The sequence below is a fragment of the Marinomonas sp. 63XJN7_9_ISO-PGPR-S23-217 genome (genome assembly GCF_056173515.1).
The window spans coordinates 4,691,680-4,715,624 of the sequence record NZ_CM149678.1 but is presented as its reverse complement, the minus strand read 5'-3'; the positions used below and the strand labels follow the sequence as shown (position 1 = coordinate 4,715,624).

The 23,945-nt window shown below is 45.9% G+C and carries 22 protein-coding genes; 12 read left to right on the top strand and 10 right to left on the bottom strand.

All coding sequences use genetic code 11. The features are described 5' to 3' along the window. Positions 1-93 precede the first annotated feature (93 nt). The gene (gene hutC / locus AC0VYI_RS21930; RefSeq protein WP_245659138.1) at positions 94-849 is read left to right on the top strand and encodes a histidine utilization repressor; all 756 of its coding nucleotides are present in this window, start codon (positions 94-96) and stop codon (positions 847-849) included. Here the strand turns inward: hutC and AC0VYI_RS21925 are convergent, their stop codons facing one another. Together AC0VYI_RS21925 and AC0VYI_RS21920 are read right to left on the bottom strand one after the other, a co-directional pair. Next, positions 850-1,449 (bottom strand): HutD/Ves family protein, encoded by a 600-nt coding sequence (locus tag AC0VYI_RS21925; protein WP_475445594.1) that lies wholly within the window; start codon positions 1,447-1,449, stop codon positions 850-852. It abuts the gene before it with no gap. Then, a complete protein-coding gene (locus AC0VYI_RS21920; RefSeq protein ID WP_475445592.1) occupies positions 1,439-2,863 on the bottom strand; it encodes a formimidoylglutamate deiminase in 1,425 nt (474 codons plus the stop codon). Before AC0VYI_RS21920 ends, AC0VYI_RS21925 begins: the two co-directional genes overlap by 11 nt. Positions 2,864-3,157: 294 nt before the next feature. On the opposite strand from AC0VYI_RS21920, the gene hutU reads away from it, so the two are divergent. From hutU to AC0VYI_RS21890, 6 genes are all read left to right on the top strand, one after another. Then, positions 3,158-4,843, top strand: coding sequence for a urocanate hydratase (hutU, locus tag AC0VYI_RS21915; protein ID WP_475445590.1), 1,686 nt, complete (start codon positions 3,158-3,160; stop codon positions 4,841-4,843). A gap of 98 nt (positions 4,844-4,941) precedes the next feature. Then, a complete protein-coding gene (hutH, locus tag AC0VYI_RS21910; RefSeq protein WP_475445588.1) occupies positions 4,942-6,474 on the top strand; it encodes a histidine ammonia-lyase in 1,533 nt (510 codons plus the stop codon). A 27-nt stretch (positions 6,475-6,501) separates the two neighbouring features. Continuing rightward, entirely contained in the window at positions 6,502-7,773 is a 1,272-nt protein-coding gene (gene hutI, locus AC0VYI_RS21905) for an imidazolonepropionase (RefSeq protein WP_475445586.1), read from the top strand. Positions 7,774-7,791: 18 nt separating this feature from the next. Further along, positions 7,792-8,607 (top strand): N-formylglutamate deformylase, encoded by an 816-nt coding sequence (hutG, locus tag AC0VYI_RS21900; protein WP_475445584.1) that lies wholly within the window; start codon positions 7,792-7,794, stop codon positions 8,605-8,607. Positions 8,608-8,702: 95 nt separating this feature from the next. Continuing rightward, on the top strand, positions 8,703-9,239 hold the full coding sequence (locus tag AC0VYI_RS21895; protein ID WP_475445582.1) for a DUF924 family protein: 537 nt from the start codon (positions 8,703-8,705) through the stop codon (positions 9,237-9,239). A gap of 482 nt (positions 9,240-9,721) precedes the next feature. After that, positions 9,722-9,961, top strand: a complete 240-nt coding sequence (locus AC0VYI_RS21890) for a hypothetical protein (protein WP_067019093.1) — start codon at positions 9,722-9,724, stop codon at positions 9,959-9,961. Between the two features lie 88 nt (positions 9,962-10,049). On the opposite strand, the gene AC0VYI_RS21885 is transcribed toward AC0VYI_RS21890, so the two are convergent. Then, the gene (locus AC0VYI_RS21885) at positions 10,050-10,706 is read right to left on the bottom strand and encodes a nitroreductase family protein (RefSeq protein ID WP_475445580.1); all 657 of its coding nucleotides are present in this window, start codon (positions 10,704-10,706) and stop codon (positions 10,050-10,052) included. A gap of 490 nt (positions 10,707-11,196) precedes the next feature. Between AC0VYI_RS21885 and AC0VYI_RS21880 the strand changes: the two genes are divergently transcribed. Next, positions 11,197-11,679 carry an Hsp20 family protein gene (locus AC0VYI_RS21880; protein ID WP_475445578.1) on the top strand — a complete coding sequence of 161 codons (483 nt, stop codon included), beginning with the start codon at positions 11,197-11,199 and terminating at the stop codon, positions 11,677-11,679. A 74-nt stretch (positions 11,680-11,753) separates the two neighbouring features. On the opposite strand, the gene AC0VYI_RS21875 is transcribed toward AC0VYI_RS21880, so the two are convergent. The 5 genes from AC0VYI_RS21875 to AC0VYI_RS21855 are packed head-to-tail and all read right to left on the bottom strand — an operon-like array spanning position 11,754 to position 15,733. Continuing rightward, a complete protein-coding gene (locus AC0VYI_RS21875) occupies positions 11,754-12,704 on the bottom strand; it encodes an isopenicillin N synthase family dioxygenase (protein WP_475445576.1) in 951 nt (316 codons plus the stop codon). Positions 12,705-12,758: 54 nt separating this feature from the next. Next, on the bottom strand, positions 12,759-13,559 hold the full coding sequence (locus AC0VYI_RS21870) for an amino acid ABC transporter ATP-binding protein (protein ID WP_475429681.1): 801 nt from the start codon (positions 13,557-13,559) through the stop codon (positions 12,759-12,761). 2 nt (positions 13,560-13,561) lie between these two features. Then, positions 13,562-14,227, bottom strand: coding sequence for an amino acid ABC transporter permease (locus tag AC0VYI_RS21865; protein ID WP_475445574.1), 666 nt, complete (start codon positions 14,225-14,227; stop codon positions 13,562-13,564). Further along, positions 14,224-14,883, bottom strand: coding sequence for an amino acid ABC transporter permease (locus AC0VYI_RS21860; RefSeq protein ID WP_475445572.1), 660 nt, complete (start codon positions 14,881-14,883; stop codon positions 14,224-14,226). The genes AC0VYI_RS21865 and AC0VYI_RS21860 overlap by 4 nt, the downstream gene beginning before the upstream one ends. 19 nt (positions 14,884-14,902) lie before the next feature. Further along, complete coding sequence (locus AC0VYI_RS21855) at positions 14,903-15,733, bottom strand: transporter substrate-binding domain-containing protein (protein ID WP_475445570.1); 831 nt, start codon at positions 15,731-15,733, stop codon at positions 14,903-14,905. Between the two features lie 461 nt (positions 15,734-16,194). Between AC0VYI_RS21855 and hisC the strand changes: the two genes are divergently transcribed. Genes hisC through AC0VYI_RS21840 form a run of 3 tightly spaced genes read left to right on the top strand, consistent with a single transcriptional unit; the run spans position 16,195 to position 19,990 of the window. Beyond that, the gene (gene hisC / locus AC0VYI_RS21850) at positions 16,195-17,346 is read left to right on the top strand and encodes a histidinol-phosphate transaminase (protein WP_475445568.1); all 1,152 of its coding nucleotides are present in this window, start codon (positions 16,195-16,197) and stop codon (positions 17,344-17,346) included. A 38-nt stretch (positions 17,347-17,384) separates the two neighbouring features. Next, positions 17,385-18,761, top strand: coding sequence for an FAD-binding oxidoreductase (locus tag AC0VYI_RS21845; protein ID WP_475445566.1), 1,377 nt, complete (start codon positions 17,385-17,387; stop codon positions 18,759-18,761). Positions 18,762-18,811: 50 nt separating this feature from the next. Further along, positions 18,812-19,990, top strand: a complete 1,179-nt coding sequence (locus AC0VYI_RS21840) for an alpha-hydroxy acid oxidase (RefSeq protein WP_475445565.1) — start codon at positions 18,812-18,814, stop codon at positions 19,988-19,990. Between the two features lie 70 nt (positions 19,991-20,060). On the opposite strand, the gene AC0VYI_RS21835 is transcribed toward AC0VYI_RS21840, so the two are convergent. Further along, positions 20,061-20,486, bottom strand: coding sequence for a VOC family protein (locus AC0VYI_RS21835; RefSeq protein ID WP_475445563.1), 426 nt, complete (start codon positions 20,484-20,486; stop codon positions 20,061-20,063). A gap of 131 nt (positions 20,487-20,617) precedes the next feature. Between AC0VYI_RS21835 and AC0VYI_RS21830 the strand changes: the two genes are divergently transcribed. Then, on the top strand, positions 20,618-21,853 hold the full coding sequence (locus tag AC0VYI_RS21830; RefSeq protein ID WP_475445561.1) for an NAD(P)/FAD-dependent oxidoreductase: 1,236 nt from the start codon (positions 20,618-20,620) through the stop codon (positions 21,851-21,853). A gap of 134 nt (positions 21,854-21,987) precedes the next feature. On the opposite strand, the gene AC0VYI_RS21825 is transcribed toward AC0VYI_RS21830, so the two are convergent. Then, positions 21,988-23,940: a TRAP transporter permease gene (locus tag AC0VYI_RS21825; RefSeq protein WP_475445559.1), complete on the bottom strand. Its 1,953-nt coding sequence runs from the start codon at positions 23,938-23,940 to the stop codon at positions 21,988-21,990. Positions 23,941-23,945: the final 5 nt, after the last annotated feature.

Genomic DNA, 23,945 nt, shown 5'->3' with positions numbered 1-23,945 from the left:
CATGTTAGGTTGAATTGTCTATACAAGTCTATTGTTTGATGCTTGAGCGTCGCGATATAATAGCACTTCATTCATCAGCAAACGGATATTCCATTGTCAGAAGACACTCTATCAATGCTTGCGCATTTATTTGATGATATGCCCGATGCGTCACAGCCCATTTATGCCAAACTAAAGCAGGCTATCACCCAAAAAATCAGTCATGGTCAGTGGCAAGTGAATCAACGTGTCCCATCCGAGGCGGAATGGGTGAAGGCATTGGGCGTGAGCCGGATGACGGTGAATCGTGCATTGCGTGAATTAACCGCTGAAGGGATATTGGTTCGTCATCAGGGCCTTGGAACATTCGTGGCAGAAAAGAAAGCCCATTCTGCTTTGTTTGAAGTGCATAACATTGCCGAAGAAATCATTGCTCGTGGCCACCAACATCGTTCGGAGTTATTGGTGTTGGAGTCCGCTAAAGCCAGTGTAGAAGAAGCCGTGATGCTGGGGGTGCGCACCAATCATGGTATTTTCCGTTCCGTGGTGATCCATTATGAAGACGATCTGCCGATTCAAATCGAAGAGCGCATCGTGAATGCCAGTCGTGCACCCGATTACGATAAGCAGGACTTTTCCAAACACACCTCCTATGAATACCTAATGACCACCGCTCCCATGACGGAAGGAGAGCACTTGGTCGAAGCGGTGTTACCAACCCCAACGGAGTGTGAACGTTTGCAGATTTCGCCTACCGAGCCATGCTTACAGATTAATCGGCGTACTTGGGCGGGAGACGATATCATTACCGTGGCGCGCTTGCTGCATCCGGGGTCCCGCTTCCAGCTGTTTGGTCACTTTGGACGTTAATTAAACGTCCAAAATAGTGATAAAAATGCCGTGCCCCTGCGTCAATGTTAGATGTGTGTCTTTTGATAACAGCATCATGCTGTGTGCCTTTAGCAGCAAGAGGTCGCCATTATTTTTTTCAAAGGCACTGCCCTCAGAGACATAAATACCGCAAAACACAGTACGCTCGTCAGTTGGCAATGCTATGGAGTAAGGGGCTTTAACCACCTCCACATTGGCTTGGGTGTCGGCTTCTCGCACCATAATATTGAGGTCTTCAATAGCACCCTTGATCAGTGTTGCGTGGGTTTTATCACCTCCCGCAAAACGTGCTATATCAAGTGGCTGAGTCAGGTGATGAGAATAGGTCGGCGTGTTGACTCTCTGGTGAGTCAACATCATTCCCTCACCAGAGAGCAACACCAAGGTGCGATGCAACCCGCTGAAGTCAGAAAACACACCATCTTCTACAACTGAGGCTTGGCTGATACGAAAACGTAGGCCGTTCCTATCTTCATGACGTTGAATCTCTAACGTTTCGCCAAGACCATTTTTCCATGGCATACGTTGATAATCGCTCTGCGAAAGAATCTGGTAAGGCAACCGAGTGTTAGGCGTCATACATCACCTTTTTAATGACTTGAATAAAAGCCTGTCGGCTGTTTTCTTCTTGCTGGTGGTGGAAGTCTTTAATGATGTGGTTGCCTGCTACGAAGACGTCTTTAACAAGGTTTTCATTGCTGGCAAACAGCCAGCGATTGATCAGATCTTTGGCTTCGCTTGCCGCCATAAAAGGGTGAGACTCGTCGAGTACCATAAAGTCAGCCCGGTTACCTTTTGTTAATCCCAATGACACATCACAGGCTTGATTGCCGCCCCGTAAAGCTTGTAGGTAAAGGTTATCGCCAACGCGGGTTTGATCTGCGCGATACAAGCGGTTTCGTTGTTGGTCGCGTAGACGCTGTCCGTATTCATAGGTTCGCAGCTCTTCGACAATCGATAGGCTCACATGGCTGTCAGAGCCGATGCCCCAACGGCCATTGTCTTGTTCAAAGGCGACGCCAGGAAAAATACCATCCCCTAAATTCGCCTCCGTTGTCGGACACAATCCAACGACGGCTTGGCTTTTGGCAATGGCGTGACGCTCGCTCTCGGTTAAATGGGTGGCATGAACCAAACACCAACGCCCATTTAGACCAATTTCGTTATGTAGCCATTCCACAGGTCGCTGACCACTATAAGCCAAGCTGTCTTGGACTTCTTTTTGTTGCTCTGCAATATGAATATGGATTGGGCAAGTATCGCGATACGACGCATTAAGGGTGTTGAGTACCGTCTCAATTTGAGGCTTAGTCACAGCACGCAATGAATGAAAACAGACGCCCAATTTATGATGTGGGTGATCGTTAAGCTTAGACTGGCAAGCCTGATGCAGCTTGAGATACGACTCTGTCGAGTTGATGAACCGCGTTTGGCCTGCATTGGGCGCCTGACCACCAAAGCCAGAATGGGAATAGAGCACCGGCAGTAGCGTTAACCCCATGCCTGAGTCGTCCGCCGCCGCAATAAGCTGGTTCGCCATTTCACCCACTTGATCATAGTGCTTTCCACCCAAACCATGGTGTAAATAGTGGAATTCGCCCACTTGGGTGTAGCCCGCTTTTAGCATATCAATATAAAGCTGAGTCGCGATGACGCGCGCGTCGTCAGGCGTCAGTTTCTGCACGATTTTGTACATTAAATCGCGCCAACTCCAAAAGCTATCGTTGGGATTAAGGCAGACCTCCGCCGCCCCTGCCATTACCCGCTGAAAGGCATGAGAATGCAGGTTGGCGATTGTTGGTAGGACGGGGCCTGTCAGTCTCTGACAGCCTGTCGTTGGTGTACTGTCACAGTCGAATGAGAGGAATTGACCGTTTTTGATAGAAAAAAGCACATTATTTGCCCAACCAGAAGGCAATAGCACCCGTTCAGCAAAATAGGTTTGGGGAAGGCTCTTGTTATCAAAGAGATCCGTCTGGTTGTGGTTGGGCATAATCAATTCCTGAGTTGGACAGGGTTACTGTGTGGTTGACAAGTATGAGTGTAATGGAAAATAACTTGTACATACAAGATTGCGTTTCTTCTCTTTTTGGTTTTTTTATAAAGCCTATTTTCAACCTATTATTAAATAAGGGATTTTTTAAAATCCATTCTTTTCTTTCGTTTTTCTTACTTTAAAAACCTCTATTGGATAGAAAAAAAGCTTGCAACAGACGCATTAAAAAATTATGTTTTAGTTAAGTTGTATATACATTTGAGATAACACATCATTTTAAAGGTACGGATCATGACTAAGCCAACTATTTCGCAAAAGCGCTACCGCGCTGGTGTTGTTAAAGCGCCAACGGGTACCACTCTAACCGCCAAGTCTTGGCTGACCGAAGCGCCGATGCGCATGTTAATGAACAATCTAGATCCTGATGTTGCAGAAAACCCAGAAGAGTTAGTGGTTTACGGTGGTATTGGCCGTGCAGCGCGTGATTGGGAGTGCTATGACAAGATTGTTGAATCGCTAAAAGAGCTAGAAGAAGACGAGACGCTTTTGGTTCAGTCTGGTAAGCCAGTGGGCGTGTTTAAAACCCATAGCAACGCCCCTCGTGTTTTGATTGCCAACTCAAACTTGGTGCCACATTGGGCAAACTGGGAACATTTCAACGAACTGGATGCCAAAGGCCTCGCAATGTATGGACAAATGACCGCCGGTTCTTGGATCTACATCGGTAGCCAAGGCATTGTGCAAGGGACATACGAAACCTTTGTCGAAGCGGGTCGCCAACATTACGATGGTAAGCTAGCAGGTCGTTGGGTATTAACAGCAGGTCTTGGTGGTATGGGGGGCGCTCAGCCACTAGCCGCAACCCTAGCAGGTGCCTGTTCTTTGAACATCGAATGTCAGCAAAGTCGCATCGATTTCCGTCTACGTACACGCTATGTGGATGAGCAAGCCACTGATCTTGATGATGCCATGGCTCGTATCAAAAAATACACAGCGGAAGGCAAAGCCGTCTCAATCGCATTATGTGGTAATGCTGCAGACATCCTACCTGAAATGGTAAAACGTGGCATTCGCCCAGACATGGTAACGGACCAAACCTCTGCCCACGATCCGCTAAATGGCTATTTGCCGATCGGCATGAGTTGGGAAGAATACCGTGAGAAATCTCAAACTGAGCCGCAGGCAATTGTTAAAGCCGCGAAACAGTCCATGGCGAAGCATGTTGAAGCCATGTTGGCATTCCAAAAAATGGGCATTCCCACCTTTGACTATGGCAACAACATTCGTCAAATGGCCATGGAAGAGGGGGTCGAAAACGCGTTTGACTTCCCAGGTTTCGTACCAGCTTACATTCGTCCTTTGTTCTGCCGTGGCGTGGGCCCTTTCCGTTGGGCAGCACTGTCTGGTAATCCAGAAGACATTTATAAAACCGATGCGAAAGTAAAAGAATTGATTCCAGACGATGAGCATCTACATCACTGGTTGGATATGGCCCGTGAGCGTATTCAATTCCAAGGTCTTCCAGCACGTATTTGTTGGGTGGGTCTTGGTCAACGGGCCAAACTTGGCCTAGCCTTTAATGAAATGGTGCGCAGTGGCGAATTGTCGGCGCCAATCGTGATCGGCCGTGACCATCTAGATTCCGGCTCGGTGGCTAGTCCAAACCGGGAAACCGAAGGCATGCAAGACGGTTCGGATGCAGTATCTGATTGGCCGCTGTTAAATGCCTTGTTAAACACCGCGTCTGGCGCGACCTGGGTGTCTTTGCATCATGGCGGTGGCGTAGGTATGGGCTTTTCACAACACGCAGGTATGGTGATTGTCTGTGATGGTAGCGATGACGCGGCTGAGCGTATTGCGCGGGTTCTTCATAATGATCCGGCAACTGGCGTGATGCGTCATGCGGATGCAGGTTACGAGATTGCCATTGAATGTGCGAAAGAGCAGGGGCTGAATTTGCCGATGGCACTGAAATAATGGGTTGTGGAGCGTCAAACAAGCATTGCAAACTCCGACTAACTTAACATTTACTAAATCGTCTTGCAGAACACCGCAACATATTAGAGAGAAACATCATGTTTGAATTAACCATAAAACCGGGTCAATTGAGTCTAAACGATCTGCGCCAAATCAGCCGTCGTCACGTTAAGCTAAGTCTTGATGACAGTGCCATTCCTGCGATTCATGCCAGCACACAGGTGGTGAACGATGTGATTGCAGAAAACCGCACTGTGTACGGTATTAACACAGGCTTCGGGTTGCTGGCCAATACACGTATCGCGCCAGAAGATTTGGAAGAGCTACAACGCAGTATCGTACTGTCTCATGCGGCAGGCATCGGCGAGTTAATGGATGACAAAACCGTCAAACTCATCATGGCGCTGAAAGTAAACAGCCTAGCCCGTGGGTTTTCTGGTATTCGCCTTGAAGTGATCGAAGCCTTGATGACTTTGATCAACAAAGAAGTCTACCCATGTATTCCGAAAAAAGGCTCAGTCGGTGCATCGGGGGATTTGGCACCATTGGCTCACATGAGTACGGTATTATTAGGCGAAGGCAAAGCCCGTTATCGCGGTGAAGTCATTTCCGGTCAAGCGGCGTTGTCTATTGCAGGATTAGAGCCTATTACTTTGGCCCCCAAAGAAGGGTTGGCGCTACTAAACGGCACGCAAGCGTCCACAGCGTTTGCCTTGGAAGGTCTGTTTGAAGCAGAAGATCTGTTTGCATCGGCGATTGTCTGCGGATCTTTGTCAGTGGAAGCCGCGCTGGGTAGCCGCAGCCCATTTGATGCACGTATTCATGAAGTACGTGGTCATCAAACTCAAATTGATGCCGCAGCGGCTTACCGTCACCTATTGGGTAAAACGTCAGAGCTTGGCGATTCCCATAAAGGTTGTGAGAAGGTTCAAGACCCTTATTCACTGCGTTGCCAACCACAAGTGATGGGAGCTTGCCTTGAGCAAATCCGCAGCACAGCAAAAGTCTTGTGTGTGGAAGCCAACTCGGTGTCGGACAATCCATTGGCGTTTGCGGCAGAAGGGGACATCATCTCAGGTGGGAACTTCCATGCAGAACCAGTTGCCATGGCCGCAGACAATTTGGCGTTAGCGATTGCCGAAATCGGCAGCTTGTCTGAGCGTCGTATGGCGCTATTGATCGACAGCAACTTGAGCAAATTACCGCCATTCCTTGTGGACAATGGTGGTGTTAACTCGGGCTTTATGATTGCTCAAGTCACCGCTGCGGCGCTTGCGAGCGAAAACAAAACTTATGCTCATCCAGCGTCGGTAGACAGTTTACCTACCTCTGCCAACCAAGAAGACCATGTTTCTATGGCAACCTTTGCGGCACGCCGTTTGAAAGACATGGCGGAAAATACTCGCGGTATCTTAGCTGTGGAAATTTTGTCTGCGGTGCAAGGCTTAGATTTCCGTGCACCACTGAAATCCAGTAAACGTCTAGAAAACGCTCGTGCGACTTTGCGTGCTCGCGTGCCTTTCTACGATAAAGACCGTTACTTCGCACCAGACATTGAAAAAGCCAATGCATTGCTTCTAGAAGCGGTTCATAACGAAGCCATGCCAGCGGGTTTGCTATCGAGCGTTTAATGGTCGAAATGCATTAAGGAGTAAGCAATGACGACACCTAAGGCCGATTCTCAAACGTCCATGGTCTTTGATAGCCTATGGCATGGCGCCCATGTCGCGACGATGAAAGGTGGGAAGTACAGCACCATTGACAATGCGGTCATTGGTGTGGTCGACGGTCACATCGCTTGGATTGGCGAAGCCGCTGACTTACCCCATTACCAAACGCATGCCGAGCATGATTTGGCGGGTGGTTGGGTCACCCCCGGTTTAGTTGACTGCCATACACACTTAGTGTTTGGCGGCAACCGGGCGGGGGAGTTTGAGCTACGCCTCAATGGCGTTAGCTATCAAGAGATTGCCCAGCAGGGCGGCGGTATTGCCTCCTCTGTAAGATCCACCCGTGATGCCAGTGAAGACGACTTAGTCGTCAGCGCTAAACGCCGTTTACAAAGCTTAATGCAAGACGGTGTCACCACGGTTGAGATCAAATCTGGCTATGGTTTATCCCTTGAAAGTGAGCTGAAAATGCTGCGAGTCGCCGCGCGTTTAGAGCAAGAGCTGCCTGTTAACGTGAAACTGACTTGTCTGGCGGCCCATGCCATGCCACCAGAATACACAGATAAAGACGAATATATCGATTACCTTTGCGAGACGGTGTTGCCAACCGTTGCTGAACTGGGAATGGCCGATGCCGTCGACGCTTTTTGTGAAGGGATTGCCTTTAGTACCGAGCAAGTGGCGCGTTATTTTAACACCGCCGAGTCGCTAGGTTTGCCCGTGAAAATCCATGCGGAACAGCTGTCTTCCTTAGGTGGTACTCGCATGGCATCGTCGTTTAAGGCTTTGTCGGCGGATCATATTGAATTTATTGAAGAAGCTGACGTGAAAGCCATGGCGGATTCTGGCACGGTGGCCGTGTTGTTGCCGGGGGCGTTTTTCACGTTAAAAGAAACCCAGCGCCCGCCAATTGCTTTGCTGCGTCAATATGGTGTGCCGATGGCGATTGCTACGGACGCCAACCCTGGGACGTCCCCCGTGTTATCTTTGCGTCTTATGATGAATATGGCCTGTACCTTGTTCGCACTGACGCCAGAAGAAACACTGGCTGGCGTCACTATTCATGCAGCAAAAGCATTGGGAATGGCCGATACTCATGGTAGCTTAGAAGTCGGTAAAGCGGCAGATTTCATCTGTTGGGACGTAGAAAGCCCTGGCGAACTCAGCTATTGGTTGGGTGGCAATTTAATAAAAGAACGCATTTACTTCGGTAACAAGAGCCACGGAAATAAGGGCTATGGCAACAAATTCAGACAATAAGAATCTAGGAGAAGCACCATGACAACCCCAGCCCCTCTCACTCCCCCAGCGTTTGATTTTGTGCAAGGGGACTCGCCTTTACTGGTTAGCATGCCGCACTGCGGATTGAATTTGACACCAGAGGTGGCAGCAGGTTTGACGGAGAAGGCGAAAAAACTACCGGATACAGATTGGTATATGCCTGAGTTATACGACTTTCTTGTCTCTTTAGGCGTGGGTTTTATTAAAGCAAACTACTCTCGCTACGTGATTGACCTGAATCGTCCCTATGATGACAAGCCCCTTTACGCGACCAAAACCACGGGCTTGTTTCCTGATATCTTATTTGACGAAAGCCCTATTTTTGAAGTGGGAAAAACACCAAGCGCTGAGCACCGAACCTTCTGTAAAGAGCAGATTTGGATGCCCTATCACGATGCGATTGCCCAGGAGCTAGCACGTTTAAAAGCCAAATTTGGCTACGCGATTTTATTTGACGCACACAGTATCGCGGCCGAAGTGCCCATGTTATTTGAGGGGCATCTGCCAGACTTTAATTGGGGAACCAACGAAGGCAAGGCTTGTGACAGCTCGTTAGCGAATGCCGCCACGCAAATCATAAGACCCAACTACACACAAGTACTCAATGGTCGATTTACAGGGGGCTATATCACTCGTCATTTTGGCCAGCCACATCATGGGGTTCACGCGATCCAGCTTGAACTTTCCCAAGACACTTACTTAAACGTCGAGCTAGCGAAACAGTCGGAATATCAACTGGACGAGCAGAAACGACCCTTTATTACACAACAATTGAGAGATTTGATTGAAGCGTTAATGGCGATTAAGCTTTAGTTAGTTAGTTAGTTAGTTAGTTAGTTAGTTAGTTAGTTAGTTAGTTAGTTAGTTAGTTAGTTAGTTAGTTAGTTTGTTGATTTGAGGCTAGCGTTATGTATCAAGAAGTATTGGATTTTTGGTTTAACGAGATTGATTCAGAGTTGTGGTTTCAGAAAGACACCGATTTCGATAATAAAATCATCACCAGATTTGGCAAACTTCATCAACAAGCGGTTCAGGGGGAACTGTCCGCTTGGCGTCATTCTCCTAAAGGCGCATTGGCTGAGATAATTCTACTCGATCAATTTTCACGTAATATTTACCGTGACCAACCAAAAGCTTTTGCTGCTGACCCGATGGCGTTAGCACTGGCTCAAGTGGCCATTCAAAACGGTTTTGATCAAACTTTATCGCTTTCAGAACGAAGCTTTTTATATATGCCGTTTATGCACAGTGAATCCGCCGTGATTCATGAGGAAGCCGTAAAGTTGTTTAGAAGCTTGGGCATTGTGAATAATTTGGACTTTGAGCTTAAACACAAAAAAATTGTGGATCGTTTCGGTCGTTATCCACATAGAAATGCCATTTTAGGGCGAAAATCGTCACCTGAAGAATTGGCATTTTTAGAGGAGCCCAACTCTAGTTTTTAGCTCAGTCGTCTTTTTATCATATTATTTTCTTTACCTCTCTTAGAGAGACTGTCGCAAAACTACTGTGCTCGATAATTCAGCGTTAAAAATCGTCTCAAAATGCTCATTTATAGGTACAAACTCCGCTTTTTCGACGGTTTTTGCCTTGCCTTATCTTCGCTCGTTACCTTTTGCGACAGCCTCTTAGCGGAGGGAATAATCGCCTAACACCGCGAGTCTTTGCCGTACCAAGGATGTAATACTTTGGTGTCTGTCTTGCATATAGGTTTAAGACATAATTACAAGTCAGGCAGCCCAGCAAATTCATATTGAAGTATCATGTAGCTTTGCTCATTAAATGAAGCAATAAAGGCCAGATAGCAACATCATACTGTGGGTATTTAGCCATTTGCTTGATCTATCGCAATACTTCTTTCCAGAATCCAGCTTAGTCTGATATCACCAACATTTTGCCAGTCATAAACTTGTGTCAGGAGGGGAAGGTGAAGACGACTCAGACGCTACTCGGAAAATACCAAAACCCAGCCACTAAAGATGAATACCTTGTACTTGAGATCAAGGACTTTGATCGTATTGTGAATCATGTTGATCATTCTGAACGGACGTTGGTTCGCTGCCGCTATGAAACTTTTAATGGTGAGGTCTTAGAGCGGGTGGGTGGGCTATCACATCCGCGTTTTAAAATGGCAACCACTGGCATGGTGCTGGAACAGACGGGTTAAGTTTTCGTATTCGTCCTCTTTATGCTGGATAAAAAAAGAGCAAATTAGTCTGCCGACTTGCTCTTTTTTTGTTTGTGTATCAACGGAATTAAATCACGGTTATCACATCTTCTAATGCCAAACGCGATTTAGGCAATGTGGCGTTAAAGTCTTCTTCCTTGTAGTGGTAACCCATGGCTAGTCCTACGTCACAGCGATAGCCTTCCAATTCATCTTTGAAAATTTCACTTAGCAATTCATGGTCAACCCCTTCCATTGGGGTGGAATCAATGCCTAGGCGAGCTAGGGTGTGCATTAGGTTGCCAAGAGCTATGTAGGTTTGTGCTTTGGTCCAGTGGCTGGTATCGCCGTTTTCATCAGTATTCATTTCTGCGAAGGCAAAGCTGCCAAAGGCTTGCTCGCGGTTTTCGGCTTTGGTGCGGCCATCTTGAATGCCTTTATCCACCACTTTGGCAAAGTCCTCACGGGTATAGTGGGTTTTGTGGGCCAATAAAATAATGTGTGAGGCGTCTTTGGAGCGTATCTGGTTGAACTGGAATTTGTTTGCAAAGGAGTCTTGAAAGCGTTGCTTGGCCGTTTCACTTTCGATGACGACAAATTTCCAAGGTTGTGAGTTGATGGAAGAAGGGGACAGACGAAGTGCTTGGTAAATGACGTCTAGGTCTTCTTGAGAAATGCGCTTACTCGCATCGTAGTGTTTTGATGTATAACGCTTTTCTAAGTCTTTAATAATCTGATGTGACATGTTTGTCTCCGTAAATAAGATAAAGCCCGAGATCAGTACGGGTGTAATGGCGCTTATACTAGCTTGGAAAGCATTGAAGAAAAACATGGTAATTATTGAATTATTGTCGAAATAGCTTGAACCAGTGTGCAGATTCTTATCTTGATGTCGGCCGTGGAGGGATAAGGTTTATGGGATAATAGGATGAGACTTTTGCATGCTTACTGCGCTTGCCATTACTTTGTTAAAAACAGACTCAAAATGCTCATTTATAGCTATAAACTCCGTTTTCTCGTCTGTTTTTGCCGCGTCTTGGCGTTGCTCGTGACATCGTGCAAAGGTCTCAGGATATTATTAAAAAGGGTATATTTATGACGATTTTTTCTAAAAATCCGCCTTGAAAATACCTTTGATGGACCTATTTTAAGAAGTGTAACGGGGTCGTCTCCCTTGAGAGTCTCTGTTACGTCTTTTGATGATTAGTATTTTGCTTCATTTAGGAGGATTTATTATGAACTCAATTGATTTTACACCACTTTATCGCAGCAGCATTGGTTTTGATCGTTTGGCTTCTTTACTCGACAATGCGCTAACAACCGATAATGTGTCTGCCGGTTATCCCCCTTACAATATCGAAGTGGTTGACGATAATCGCTATGCTATTTCGCTTGCGTTATCGGGTTTTGAGGAAGGCGATCTAGACATTAAAGTGGAAAAGAATGTGCTAACCGTTCGTGGTGAAAAAGCGGATGCTGGTGAGCACAGGTATCTCCATCAAGGCATTGCAAACCGCTCGTTTGAGCGCAAGTTTAACCTTGCCGACTACGTTGAGGTAACCAATGCTGAGTTAAAAAATGGGCTATTGACCATCAGCTTGGTAAAAGAAATTCCTGAGGCAATGAAACCAAGAAAAATTGCCATTAACCAAGCCAATAATGGTGTGCTTGAGCATCAAAAAGAAGACTCAAGACAACAGGATACAAAAGTAGCCTAAGCAATAAATTGCTTATCACGATGATGGGGCTGTGAGCGATCGCAGCCCTTTTTGTTTGCCCAGCGAAGCTTCGCTTATTGTTTTGTATAACCGAAAGAACGGTTAATGCGCCCTTGGATATGGTCTCCAGCCAAAATAGGTTCAAACTTTGAATCTTCTGGGGGAATACCTAAGTCAATGGGAGAGACGTTCGCGTTGTAGGATGGGTCGTAAAAGGTCGCGACAGAAATTCGTTCTTTACCACTTAGGTTTTTGACAGCGTGTTTTGTGGAGACAAAACGACCATTACTCCAACGTTCTAACAAGTCGCCAACATTGACGACCAGTGAACCTGGTATAGGTGACGCGTCTATCCACTCATTTTTTCTGTTGAGTACTTGTAATCCACCCACATCATCTTGGTATAACAGGGTGATGCAACCATAGTCTGAATGAGGAGCGACACCAAATGCCTCTTCGGATGAGTCAAAGTTGTTGGCTGGGTAGTAAATGGCTTGTGTTCTCTGTAATGGCTTAGTGTATTTTTCGGCAAAAAAGCTTGGTTTAATGCCTAAACTCCAAGCTACTGCTCGTAATAAAATCTCGCCAACCTGTGCGATGGCTTTAAAATAGGCTTCCATAACCGAGCGAAATTCCTCTTTTCCTGCTGGCCATTGATTCGCCCCCCTTAATGGTTTGCCTGCTAGCACATCGATGTCACTATCTGGAAGATCTAAGCCTAATTGGAAAAACTCTTTTTGATCTGGTTTGGCTGCCCCCTCCATGAGGGCACCACCTAGAGCATGGTAACCCCGATGGATTTTGCTGGTGGCAACGGACTGCTTTAATTCCGCTGGAGAGGTAAAAAAATCCAGCGATACGCGACGTACCTCTTCAAAGGTAGACTCGCTAATACCATGATTAACAAGGTATAAGAAACCGTCTTCAGTAAAGGCTTTTTTGAGTGCATCACCAACGCGGTGTCCCCAACTTTCATCGTGCAGAGCGTTTATTTCTAAATCTATGATAGGTAGTGAATACGCCATATGGGCCACCTGTTCAATGTGCTTTGTGATTTTTATTCGCTGAGTATTTGGCTCTTATTCCCAGAAGGCATTTCTATCCATATAGTTTTGTAGAAATTGCTGTAATCGAGGAGGTTTTGGGCCTTGAAATACATCTTTCGGTGATCCTTTTAGCAAAATCTCACCTTGATCTAAGAATACCACCGTATCGGCTACTTGCGCGGCAAACCCCATTTCGTGCGTGACCACAATCATGGTCATGCCATCATTGGCGAGATCTTTCATTACCTGAAGGACCTCCCCAACCAGTTCTGGATCAAGGGCAGAGGTTGGTTCATCGAATAGCAAAACGGAAGGTTCCATTGCTAATGCCCGAGCAATCGCTACACGCTGTTGTTGTCCACCTGACAGTTGGGCTGGATAATGGTTGGCACGTTCAGATAAGCCAACTTTATTTAATAAGGCGAGCCCCTTTTCGTTTGCGAGTTTGCGATTGAGTTTTTTGACCCGCACAAGTGCTTCTGTCACATTGCCTAATGCTGTCATATGTGGCCAAAGATTAAATTGCTGGAACACCATTCCCATATTACGTCTTACTCGGTTTAGCTCCTTGGTAGAGGCGAGCTTTCTTTGGTCGGCATTGTCGTTGTAACCAATGAGGTCTCCTTCGATGAGTACTGTGCCACCCGTGTACTGTTCTAAAAATGCAATACAGCGTAGCAGGGTGCTTTTACCCGAACCTGATGGGCCAATTAAACACATGACTTCTGAAGGATGGACATTTAAATTAATGTTTTTTAATACTTGGTTTTCCCCAAAGCTTTTATTCATATTTTGAACCTGAACAATAGGCTCGTTTGCGGAAGATTTGTTCATAATTACCGTTCCATATATTTGCTTAAACGTTTTTCAGCCCAGCTACCAAGTCTAGAGGTGGATTCTGCTAAAATTAGATAAGCGAGAGCCAAAACGGTAAGGGTTTCTGCATAAGCGTAGGTTTGTGAGCCAATACCTGTCAGCACAAAAGTAAGTTCAGGTACTGTAACGATGGAAAGAACCGCCGTTTCTTTACCAAGAATGATTGTGGTGTTGACCAATCCTGGTACGATCAAAACCATCATCTGTGGTATTTGAATCCGCCACAGAATGTTGGTTGTAGAGAATCCCATTATATTGGCGACTTCCAGTTGTCCTTCGGGAATGGCATTAAACCCTGCTCGGAATAGTTCTGCGTAGTAGGCGCTGCCATAAATAGCTAACCCAATAATGCCTGCCTGAATGGGATCAAGATAAATTCCAATTGAAGGGCCACCGTAATAAAGTAAAAATAACTGAATAAGAAAAGGCGTGCTGCGTATTACTTCTACATAGAAACGTATTGGGTAACGGAAAATTCTGGCTTTTGACATCAAGCCGCAAGCAACAATGAGTCCTAGCACCATACCTAACGCACACGCCCAAACGGTGCACCATACGGTGGTAACAAAACCATCTAAAATTTCAGGTAGATGATCGATTATTACTTTAACGTCAAATGCCATCATACGATAACCCTGCTGTTTGATCTTTTTTCCAGCCAGAATCCAAACACTGATATGGCACTGTTTAAAACAAAATAAATGGCCGCCGCCGTTAGATAAAACTGAAATGGCTGGAAGTTACTGGCGGCCAAATTTTGTGCGGTGCGCGTGAGCTCAGCGATGCCCACAGCTGAGATTAAAGAAGAGGCTTTTACCAGTAGAATGGTTTCGTTTATTAACCCTGGAATAGTGAGTTTGATGACCTGCGGTAGCTCAATGAAAAAGAGAATATGACTATTACTCAGTCCGACCATAAGAGCTGATTCTTTTTGTCCAGGGGGGAGACTTTGAAAACCGCCTCTTAGAATTTCCGCCATATACGCACCTGCACATAGACCGATGCATCCTGTGGCTGCAACGAGAGCGGGAATATTAATACCAATAAGTGGCAGGCAGTAATAAGAAATCATCAATTGTACGAGAAGCGGAACGCCTCTAAATAGGGTGATATAAAACCGCGCAAAAAGTTGTAATGGATAGTTTTTTGATAGCCGAGCGGAACACATGAGTGTGCCAACGATTAACCCCAGCACCACTGCCATTGTAGAAAGAAACAGCGTCATTTTGACGCCACTCCATAAAATAGGCAGAGCTGCGGGGAGCGTAGAAAAATCTAACATTTACCTGCTCCCCGACGGGTTATATTTGTGGATCAACTGGTTTTTGAGGAAGTTTCATGGGAACACCAAACCACTTCTCCTGAAGGGCTCTCATGCGTCCATCGTTTTCCATTTTGATTATCACCCCATTGATTGCTTTCAAGAGGCTGGCTGAATCAGCGCCTTTGCGAGTCACGTAAGCGTAGTAAGTTTTCTTACCGAATGGAGGCATGACGACGGCAAAGTTTTTATGATGACGAGCCATGTAGGCGATATTGGGTAGAGAGTTTGCTACAGCAACCACTCGTCCTGTCATAATCTCTGAATACGCTTGATTATTGTCGATGTACAATTTTACTTGAACGGGCTTTTTGAGGGTTTTAGAGAAGTTTTCTAGTTGGGTTGCTTGGGAAGAGCCTTTGCCTGCCCCTACTGGTTTTCCGGCGATGTCCTCGGGAGAGGAAATGTCTTTATTACCCGCTTTTTTTAGCAGAGCAACAGACGCATCGGCAATCGGCAGCGTAAAGTTATAACGCATCATACGGGCTTTTGTTATGGTGACTGGGCCGCCGACCATGTCAAATTTCTTGGCATCTAACCCCGGTAAAACGCTCGGCCAAGGAAGATCGATATATTTTACTTTAACACCTAATGCTTTACCCACTTCGGTAAAGAAATCTTTATTAAGCCCTTCATGCTTGCCATTTTGTAGAAAGTCGAAAGGGGCAAATTGAAACTCAGTCCCAATGACTAACTCACCTTTTGCTTTTACATCTGAGAGCACATCCGCCTGTACAGCAGCGCTTGTGATGGCTGCTGCAAGGCTAAATAATGCGATTTTTAACGAATTTGCGATAAGACTTTTTTGCATTGCCTAAGATCTCCATAGTGATTTGCTGTTACTAATAATGAATTAATTAAAAGTGTGCATTGAAGATAACTCTTAAGCATAGATAAAAAAAACAATCTAGCTTGTATATACATATAACACATCGTTTTTTTAACAAACAAGTCCTAATTCTGTTTTATTTTATTTTCTGCTTATCACGTATAGCGAAGTGGCAACAAACCGTAATAAATGAATGTAAAAGCACTTCAAATGCCCAAAAAATGATTGTTTTGAACCAATTTGGTGCAACTTTGTTTAAGCCTATTTAATGTCGATTTTCTAGTACTTCAGACTTTTATTGAATTTTAAATATGAATTTTTTTATAAAGAGCAGTCGACAGAAGAAAAAAATAGTGTATATACTGTCACCCACATATACATGTATATACATCTGATATGGTTTTTAGTCATTTATCTAACTGCTTGTTTTAAAGGTGGAAATTGTGACGGAAAAAGAATATTTATCGATAGATCATCTGGTTAATAGGTATGTTGCTAAGCTTGGGAAATATAACGCAGGATTGTCTATTGAAGGGTTAAAGGCTCGTTTTCAGGTTGATCGAGTCGCTAAATTAGGGAGTAATGAAAACCCTTTCCCAACATCAAGTTCCGTCATGAAGGCTTTAAGTCGAGCGGGGGATTTGTCCCATTATCCTGATGCAAATTGTAGCCTGTTAAGGAAAAAAATAGCCGACAAATTAACGGTTGCCGAAGAGTCCTTGGTCTTCGGTAATGGTTCAGAAGATCTAATCAGTATCATCTCCCGCGCGTTGATCAATGAGGGTGACAAAGTAATGACCATTGTCCCTTCATTTGGATTGCATATTCTCTATCCGACTGCGTGTGGAGCAAAGATGGTTATTGCTCCAATGACGGCGCAGTTGGAGTTTGATATCGAAAGAATCACTTCTTTGTTGCGTCGTGAAAAACCAAAGCTGTTTTTTATCGCCAGTCCAAGTAATCCCGTTGGTTGCAGTTTAAGTCAAGACGATGTGAATGATATATTAGCGAATGTCTCTGAGCAGACGTTGTTGGTTTTTGATGAGGCTTATTATGAATACGCACAAGGCGAATTGGACTATCCTGATGTACTCGCACTTTTGAAAGCGTCGGGGAAGCCATTTGTGTTACTTAGAACCTTGTCTAAAGCTTATTCCCTTGCTGGCCTGCGAATAGGCTATGGGGTTTTTTATCCTGTGACCTTGGCTGAATATATGAATAAGGTCAGAACGCCTTTTAATGTGAACCGCCAAGCTCAGGTGGCCGCTATAGCGGCGTTAGATGATGATGATCACTTGGGAAAAACGATCCACTGGAATCATATTGCCCGCAAAAAAATGCAACAAGATTTAAAGCGTTTAGGCGTGTCTCCCTATGAATCAAAAGGGAATTTTCTCTTTTTTTCGACGTCGTGGTTAGCAACAGATCTTGCTGATGAGCTGTTGAAGTTTGGCGTGATTGTGAAACCATGGATGGAACCCGGTTATGAATACTTTGTACGAGTTTCTATCGGAAAGGCTGAAGATAACCAACTGTTTATTACGAGTTTAGCTTCTTTGTTGGGGCGTACCGCGTTGTCTCATGTTAACCAGTGAATTTGATTTTAAAAGAATAATACATAATGGAGCATACCATGAACTCTGAATGTTTGAAGGAACTGCAAGAACGGCTTAAGCCAGAGCAAATTCGGCAAGATGACGCCATTGATTTGAGTTATCAAAAAGATTGGAGCAGTTGCCCGCCTGTACTGCCCATGGCACTTTTGTTGCCGGAGAATGTTCAACAGGTGTCGGACATTATAAAAATATGTGCCAAATATAAGCAGTCTGTCGTGCCTCAAGGGGGGCGAACGGGGTTGACTGGAGCCGCTTGTCCTTCTAAAGCGGATGTCTGTATGAGTTTAGAAAAGCTGAATGGTATTGAAGAGATAGATATACAAGCTAACACAGTGACTGTGTTAGCTGGCACAACATTGCAAACGGTTCAGGAAAAAGCGATAGCAGCGGAACGTTATTTTCCTTTGGATTTAGGCTCCAGAGGAAGTTGTCAAATTGGTGGTACTATTGCCACAAACGCAGGTGGAAATAATGTGATTCGTTTTGGCATGATGCGGAATTTGGTCTTAGGACTGGAAGTCGTAACCGCGAGTGGCGAGATACTGAATTTGCAAAATAAGATGCTTAAGAATAACGCAGGGTATGATTTAAAGCAGTTGTTTATTGGCAGTGAAGGCACTCTAGGAATCATCACAAAAGCGACCTTAAAGTTAACCCCAATACCGGGGGATGCTCAAACAGCGCTTTGTGCGTTTGCTCGCTATGAAGACGGTGTTGCACTGTTACATCTTATGCAAAAAGAGTTGAATCAGAATATTCACGCCTTTGAAATGATGTGGCAGGATTTTTATACCATGAGTTGCAGCTGGTCGTGTCCAGATAATCCGCCAATCGAAAATGAGTATGCGTTTTATGTGCTGATAGAATCGAAAGGCGTGAGCGAAGAGGTTTTTCATCAAAGTTTGGAAAAAGCGTTTGAAGAAGAGCTTATACAGAACGCTGTGATAGCGTCGTCGTTGAGAGAAAGAGAACAATTATGGATAATCCGCGAAGCGACGTCTGAGTTTCCAGTCAAACTTTCCCCTATTAATTTTGATATCAGTTTACCCATCGGTAGCATTAATGAATTTGTACAGACGTGTCGTCTTTCTTTGCTAGAGCGTTGGCCAAATGCGCTAGTTGTTAACTTTGGACATATTGGTGACAGTAATTTGCATTTGGCGGTTGATGCGAACTCGGATGTGAATATTACCGAAGAAGAAGTCGATAAAATCGTCTATCAATGTGTGGAAGAGTTTAAGGGCTCTATTTCTGCTGAGCATGGCGTAGGAACGTTAAAGCGAGATTATCTTCATCATTCTGTTTCACCTCAAGCATTAGACATGATGGCGACCGTCAAAAAAGCGTTAGACCCTCTTAATATTTTAAACCCTTCAAAAGTGGTTCTCATATAACGTCATCGAGAGAGGGAATTTGTCTATGTGTCACTCTATTAGGAATCGCTATGCGGACATTTTATCGAGGTTCTGATCTTTCTAGAATACAGAGCGTCGCTGAAATGGCGGCGCTGGCACAGCGCCGCTTACCAAACTTTGCTTGGGAGTACTTGGCAGGTGGCGCGGAAAATGAGCAGACATTGTCACGTAACCAGTCTGATTTTTCGGATATCCGCTTGGCTTCTCACACCTTGGTACCGAATCACCGACCCGTGATTGATGCGAGGTTGATTGGTTCGAAAAGTGCTCTGCCTATGATGATCGGGCCAAGCGGTTACAATGGAATGTTGTGGCCTCAGGCCGATATTGCGCTAGCGAAAGCGGCCAGCGCTAAGCAAATTCCTTTTTGTTTGAGTACTGTTTCAAATTGTTCCATGGAGCAAGTACGTGAAGCGGTGCCGGATGTTGATTTTTGGTTTCAACTGTATGCGCTGAAAGACCTGCGAGCTAGCCAAGACTTATTAACCAGAGCGAAAGCGGTTGAAGCCAGCACGCTAGTGATTACATCGGATGCGCTTATTGTCGGCAATCGAGAATGGGACAGGCGAAACTTTGTGAGGCCTCGTCAGCTCACTTTGGCGAATAAGTTGAATGTGTTGTTGCATCCCCATTGGATACGCCAAGTTATGTGGCCTAATGGTTTACCAACTATGGGTAACCTGTCGCCTTATTTGCCTGAAGATGAAAAGAGTGCGCTTGGGGCGATGAAATTTATTTCTGAGCAGCTAGACCCTTTGTTGGACTGGGAAAGAGTGGCACAAATCCGCGATCAATGGTCGGGGAACATGATCCTAAAAGGGGTTTTGCATCCAGACGATGCGATTAAGGCGGTCCATCTAGGGTTGGATGGAATTGTTGTTTCCAACCACGGTGGTCGTCAACTCGATGGCGCGCTGTCGTCTATTCAAGCCTTACAGCAGATAGCGCCTAAGGTAAGGGGGCAAATAAGTATATTGCTCGACAGTGGTGTGCGCCGTGCTAGCGATATCGTGAAAGCGGTCGCACTTGGTGCCGATGGGGTGTTGTTAGGACGAGCTACTTTATTTGGTGTCGCGTCGGGTGGACAAGTGGGTGTGACTCGAGTGCTGGACATTTTAGAGGAAGAGCTTGTTCGTTGTCTTAATTTGATGGGCGTAAAACGCCTTGATGATCTTTCGACAGACCATCTTTACTTATCAAGACCATAGCGACTCAGATCGTTGAAGACGGAAACAATATAACGCTTTCTCTATTCCGCCTTCCTTGGGATCGGCTTTGTTATTTCGCGAACAGCTGCTCCATGTCTTTAAAGGCTTTAAATTCCAAGGCATTACCGCATGGGTCGAGGAAGAACATGGTGGCTTGTTCGCCCACTTGGCCTTTAAAGCGAATATAAGGTTCGATGATAAAGTCGGTTTTTTCAGCGGTTAGGCGTTCTGCCAACGCTTCCCATTGCTCCCATGTTAATACCACACCAAAATGTGGAACAGGCACATTGTGTCCGTCTACTGCGTTGGTGCCTGCGTGTTCTTGATAGGGCATTTTGGGGTGATGATGAATGACGAGCTGATGGCCGAAAAAGTTGAAATCTACCCATTCTGGTGCAGAACGGCCTTCTTCCAGTCCAAAGACATCGCGATAAAAAGCCCGTGCCAGCGGCACGTCATAGACGGGGATAGCAAGGTGGAAGGGCTGTAGGCTCATAATGGGGTCTCCTATGGTGAAAATATGCGCTGATACATCATTGTGACAGCTAATTTATACTAATGGCGACTTATATTGCTATAGTGAATAAGATAAAGGCTTTTTCACTGAAAGGATGTCGAGGTAGGAATATGGCGGAATTTCTTGTTTTGGGTGCGGGTATGGTTGGTGTGAGTAGCGCTTTGGCTCTTCAGGCTCAAGGACATACTGTCACGCTGGTGGACCGAACAGGTGCTGGGTTGGAAACCAGTTATGGCAATGCGGGCATTATTCAAGTAGAAGCAGCAGAGCCTTACGCGTTACCTAGGGAGTTTTCCAAACTCTTCAATTATCTGTTTGAAGTCAGTAATGATGTGACTTGGCGTTTAAATGGCGTGCTGAAAATGGCGCCCGCTTTATGGTCTTATTTACGTCATTCTGCGCCACAGAAACACGCACAGATCTCGAAAATTTATTCTCAATTGACGTTTCGTTCGACGGCAGACCATGAGGAGCTGATTCGCGATTCTCTCTCTGAAGATCTTATCCAACGCGATGGGTTAGCCATGTTTTATCGTGAATCGGATGAGTTTGAAAAGGCGACCCAAAAAGCCGAATTTTTACGTCAGGAATATGGTGTGACATCGCGCATTGTGGATGGCAAAGCCTATCAACAAGAAGAGTCCGCGTTAAAAGCGGCACCAGCAGGTGTGGTGCATTTTACGCAAAGTTGGAGTTGTTCGTCGCCTGGCGGCTTAACTCAAGCCTATTGTGAATTATTCGTTGAACGGGGCGGAAACTTTGTCTCGGGGGACGCCAATACTTTGCAGCATACTGCGAATGGTTGGAGTGTGCTGACAAGTGATGGCGAACGTGAGGCGGAGCAGGTGGTGATTGCCTTGGGACCTTGGTCGCCAGAGTTACTGAAACGTTTTGGTTATCAGATTCCAATGGTGTATAAGCGTGGTTACCATGGACATTTTGCTATGCCTACCCATTTAAATCGGCCTTTTTTAGATACCGCAAATGGTGTGTTAGCGGCCCCCATGAAGCAAGGGCTAAGAATCACCACGGGGGCGGCCTTAGTACCGATGGATTCTCCTGCGGATACCAGTCAATTAGTGCGTGGCGTCAAAGCTCTCAATCAATTAATGGATGTGGGAAAACAAATAGAAGAACCGCAATGGATTGGTACACGACCCTGCATGCCAGATATGTTGCCCCTTGTTGGTGAAGCACCAAATCATAAAGGTTTGTGGTTTCACTTTGGCCATGGTCATCAAGGGTTCACGTTGGGGCCAACAACGTCGGCATTGCTGATGCAGGCAATGAATGGTGAATCCAATGAATTGATTACCGCACTGTCGCCTCGTGAACGATTGCTATGAGAGTGGCTGAATCGGGCGGCTGCTTATATTCAAAATATAAGGCTGCGTTAGAAAGAGAAAAAGAGGGTGGATGATCAATATCATCACCCTCTTTTTTTATAGCTGTTGTTGGGCTTTTTGTGGCAGATGCCAAACTAAGCGGTGGATTTTTCGAGTTGGCTCTCATGTGGGTGCGAGCTTTGCCCTTTTGCCGCTTTACATAGCAGTATAACAAACAGCGCTAACCCCAGCAGTCTCGCGCCGATGATGTGTGGGGAAAAATCTGTTGCGGCTTGTGGCCATGCGATCAATATGGCTGCTATGACGTACAGGCCTCGGATGAACCAACTCAAGTTGTTTTTCAACCAGCCTGAAAAGCCAATGCTCATGGCACTTGTCGCTAATGCAGCGATCACAATGGCTGCAATGATGCTGGAGGTTGAACCGATCAATAGAATGCCTGGCATAGTGACAAACAAGAAAGGAACCAACAGTTTCACAAAGCCCAAACGCATGGACTCAATGGCCGTTTCGGTAGGATCCGCACCGGAAATGGTGGAAGCGGCATAGGCCGCCAAGGCAACTGGTGGTGTGATGGCAGACACTAACCCATAGTAAAAGATGAACATATGGGCCGATAACGGTGCCATGCCCATTTGTGTCATGGCGGGCGCAACGAGAACCGCTAATAATAGATAAGCGGCGGACGTTGGCAAGCCCATTCCAAGCACAAAAGATGCGCCAGCGGTGAGAAGCAACACAGCCCATAAATGTCCATTCCCTAAGGAAATAATCAACCCAGACAGCATCAGGCCCAAGCCTGTTAAGTTTAACACCCCAATGATGACACCTGCCGATGCCACCGCCGCGACAATCGGTAGGGTATTGATCAATGTTTCTTTGCAAGCGGCAATAATATCGACGATGTTGATGCGTGTTTCAGCTTTCCAAGGGCTGACGAAAAAGCCCGCTAAAATCCCCATGACAGCGGCTTGTGTGGGGGACTCCCCAGAAACCATAAGGCCAACGAGCACGACGAGGGGCAATAGTAAGTAGCTTTTCTTTTTGAGGGTTCTCAGTAGGAGTTTTAAGCCTGCTTCTGTATCTCTTTCGAGATTTAAACGGCCCGCTTCCAGTCTGACAGCGATCATTAAGGCCAAAACATAAAGTAGCGCAGGAATAAGCGCTGCCAGTGCCACTTCTGAATAGGGGATGCCGATGATTTCTGCCATTAAGAAGGCAGCGGCACCCATGACGGGAGGCATGATTTGTCCAGCAGACGACGCGGCGGCTTCAATGGCACCAGCGAGTTTTGCGCTGTAACCTACCCGTTTCATTAAGGGAATGGTAAAAGTGCCAGTGGTGACGACGTTTGCCACAGCACTGCCATTTAAGGAGCCAAGTAACGCGCTGGATAACGCCGCAGATAGCCCAGGCCCACCTTGGACGCGTCCGGTTAAGCCTCGGGCTAAATCAACAAATACTTCGCCTGTGCCTATTTTGGTTAAAATGGCACCGAATAAACCGAATAGGAAAATATATTCCACCGCGACACCCATAGGAATGCCATAGATGCCTTCGGTAGAAAGCATTAGGGTTGAGGTGAGTCGACTGATGTCGAACCCGCCGTTACCGTATTTTCCCGGTATTAAGTAGCCATAGTACGCATAGAGTAGTGCTAGGGCCATTAAACCAATCAGTGCCCACCCGACGGCCATTCTGACAAACAGAAAGACAACACAGATAAGGCCAATAAATATCCAAGTATCCTGTGGAATAGCGATGGCACCACGCATGATGATGTCCATGTAGTTATGCCATAAATAGGGGCCGGGGATCAGGGCAATCACAGCGAATAAGTAAAAGCCAAGGCGAAGCCAGGTTTGTTGATACTTCAACGCAAAAAAGAGCATTGCAGAGACGGAGACCAAAGAGAAGAATAACGACCTCAATAGCAATGCCGTAATCCCCCCATAGTAAGCGCCATAGAGCACCAATCCGGCGACCGCCACGGCGATAACGCTGAATAGGATGGACAGACACATTCGCTCTTTGTTGCCAACCGTCTTAGTATTAAACAGTAGGTCTTTGAGTGTGGTCTTCGCCATGATGA

Bases quoted from the DNA above. Each gene is read 5' to 3' on its own strand.
- AC0VYI_RS21925 (WP_475445594.1), bottom strand. From the start codon at position 1,449: ATGACGCCTAACACTCGGTTGCCTTACCAGATTCTTTCGCAGAGCGAT.
- AC0VYI_RS21920 (WP_475445592.1), bottom strand. From the start codon at position 2,863: ATGCCCAACCACAACCAGACGGATCTCTTTGATAACAAGAGCCTTCCC.
- hutU (WP_475445590.1), top strand. From the start codon at position 3,158: ATGACTAAGCCAACTATTTCGCAAAAGCGCTACCGCGCTGGTGTTGTT.
- hutH (WP_475445588.1), top strand. From the start codon at position 4,942: ATGTTTGAATTAACCATAAAACCGGGTCAATTGAGTCTAAACGATCTG.
- hutI (WP_475445586.1), top strand. From the start codon at position 6,502: ATGACGACACCTAAGGCCGATTCTCAAACGTCCATGGTCTTTGATAGC.
- hutG (WP_475445584.1), top strand. From the start codon at position 7,792: ATGACAACCCCAGCCCCTCTCACTCCCCCAGCGTTTGATTTTGTGCAA.
- AC0VYI_RS21895 (WP_475445582.1), top strand. From the start codon at position 8,703: ATGTATCAAGAAGTATTGGATTTTTGGTTTAACGAGATTGATTCAGAG.
- AC0VYI_RS21885 (WP_475445580.1), bottom strand. From the start codon at position 10,706: ATGTCACATCAGATTATTAAAGACTTAGAAAAGCGTTATACATCAAAA.
- AC0VYI_RS21880 (WP_475445578.1), top strand. From the start codon at position 11,197: ATGAACTCAATTGATTTTACACCACTTTATCGCAGCAGCATTGGTTTT.
- AC0VYI_RS21875 (WP_475445576.1), bottom strand. From the start codon at position 12,704: ATGGCGTATTCACTACCTATCATAGATTTAGAAATAAACGCTCTGCAC.
- AC0VYI_RS21870 (WP_475429681.1), bottom strand. From the start codon at position 13,559: ATGAACAAATCTTCCGCAAACGAGCCTATTGTTCAGGTTCAAAATATG.
- AC0VYI_RS21865 (WP_475445574.1), bottom strand. From the start codon at position 14,227: ATGATGGCATTTGACGTTAAAGTAATAATCGATCATCTACCTGAAATT.
- AC0VYI_RS21860 (WP_475445572.1), bottom strand. From the start codon at position 14,883: ATGTTAGATTTTTCTACGCTCCCCGCAGCTCTGCCTATTTTATGGAGT.
- AC0VYI_RS21855 (WP_475445570.1), bottom strand. From the start codon at position 15,733: ATGCAAAAAAGTCTTATCGCAAATTCGTTAAAAATCGCATTATTTAGC.
- AC0VYI_RS21845 (WP_475445566.1), top strand. From the start codon at position 17,385: ATGAACTCTGAATGTTTGAAGGAACTGCAAGAACGGCTTAAGCCAGAG.
- AC0VYI_RS21840 (WP_475445565.1), top strand. From the start codon at position 18,812: ATGCGGACATTTTATCGAGGTTCTGATCTTTCTAGAATACAGAGCGTC.
- AC0VYI_RS21835 (WP_475445563.1), bottom strand. From the start codon at position 20,486: ATGAGCCTACAGCCCTTCCACCTTGCTATCCCCGTCTATGACGTGCCG.
- AC0VYI_RS21830 (WP_475445561.1), top strand. From the start codon at position 20,618: ATGGCGGAATTTCTTGTTTTGGGTGCGGGTATGGTTGGTGTGAGTAGC.
- AC0VYI_RS21825 (WP_475445559.1), bottom strand. From the start codon at position 23,940: ATGGCGAAGACCACACTCAAAGACCTACTGTTTAATACTAAGACGGTT.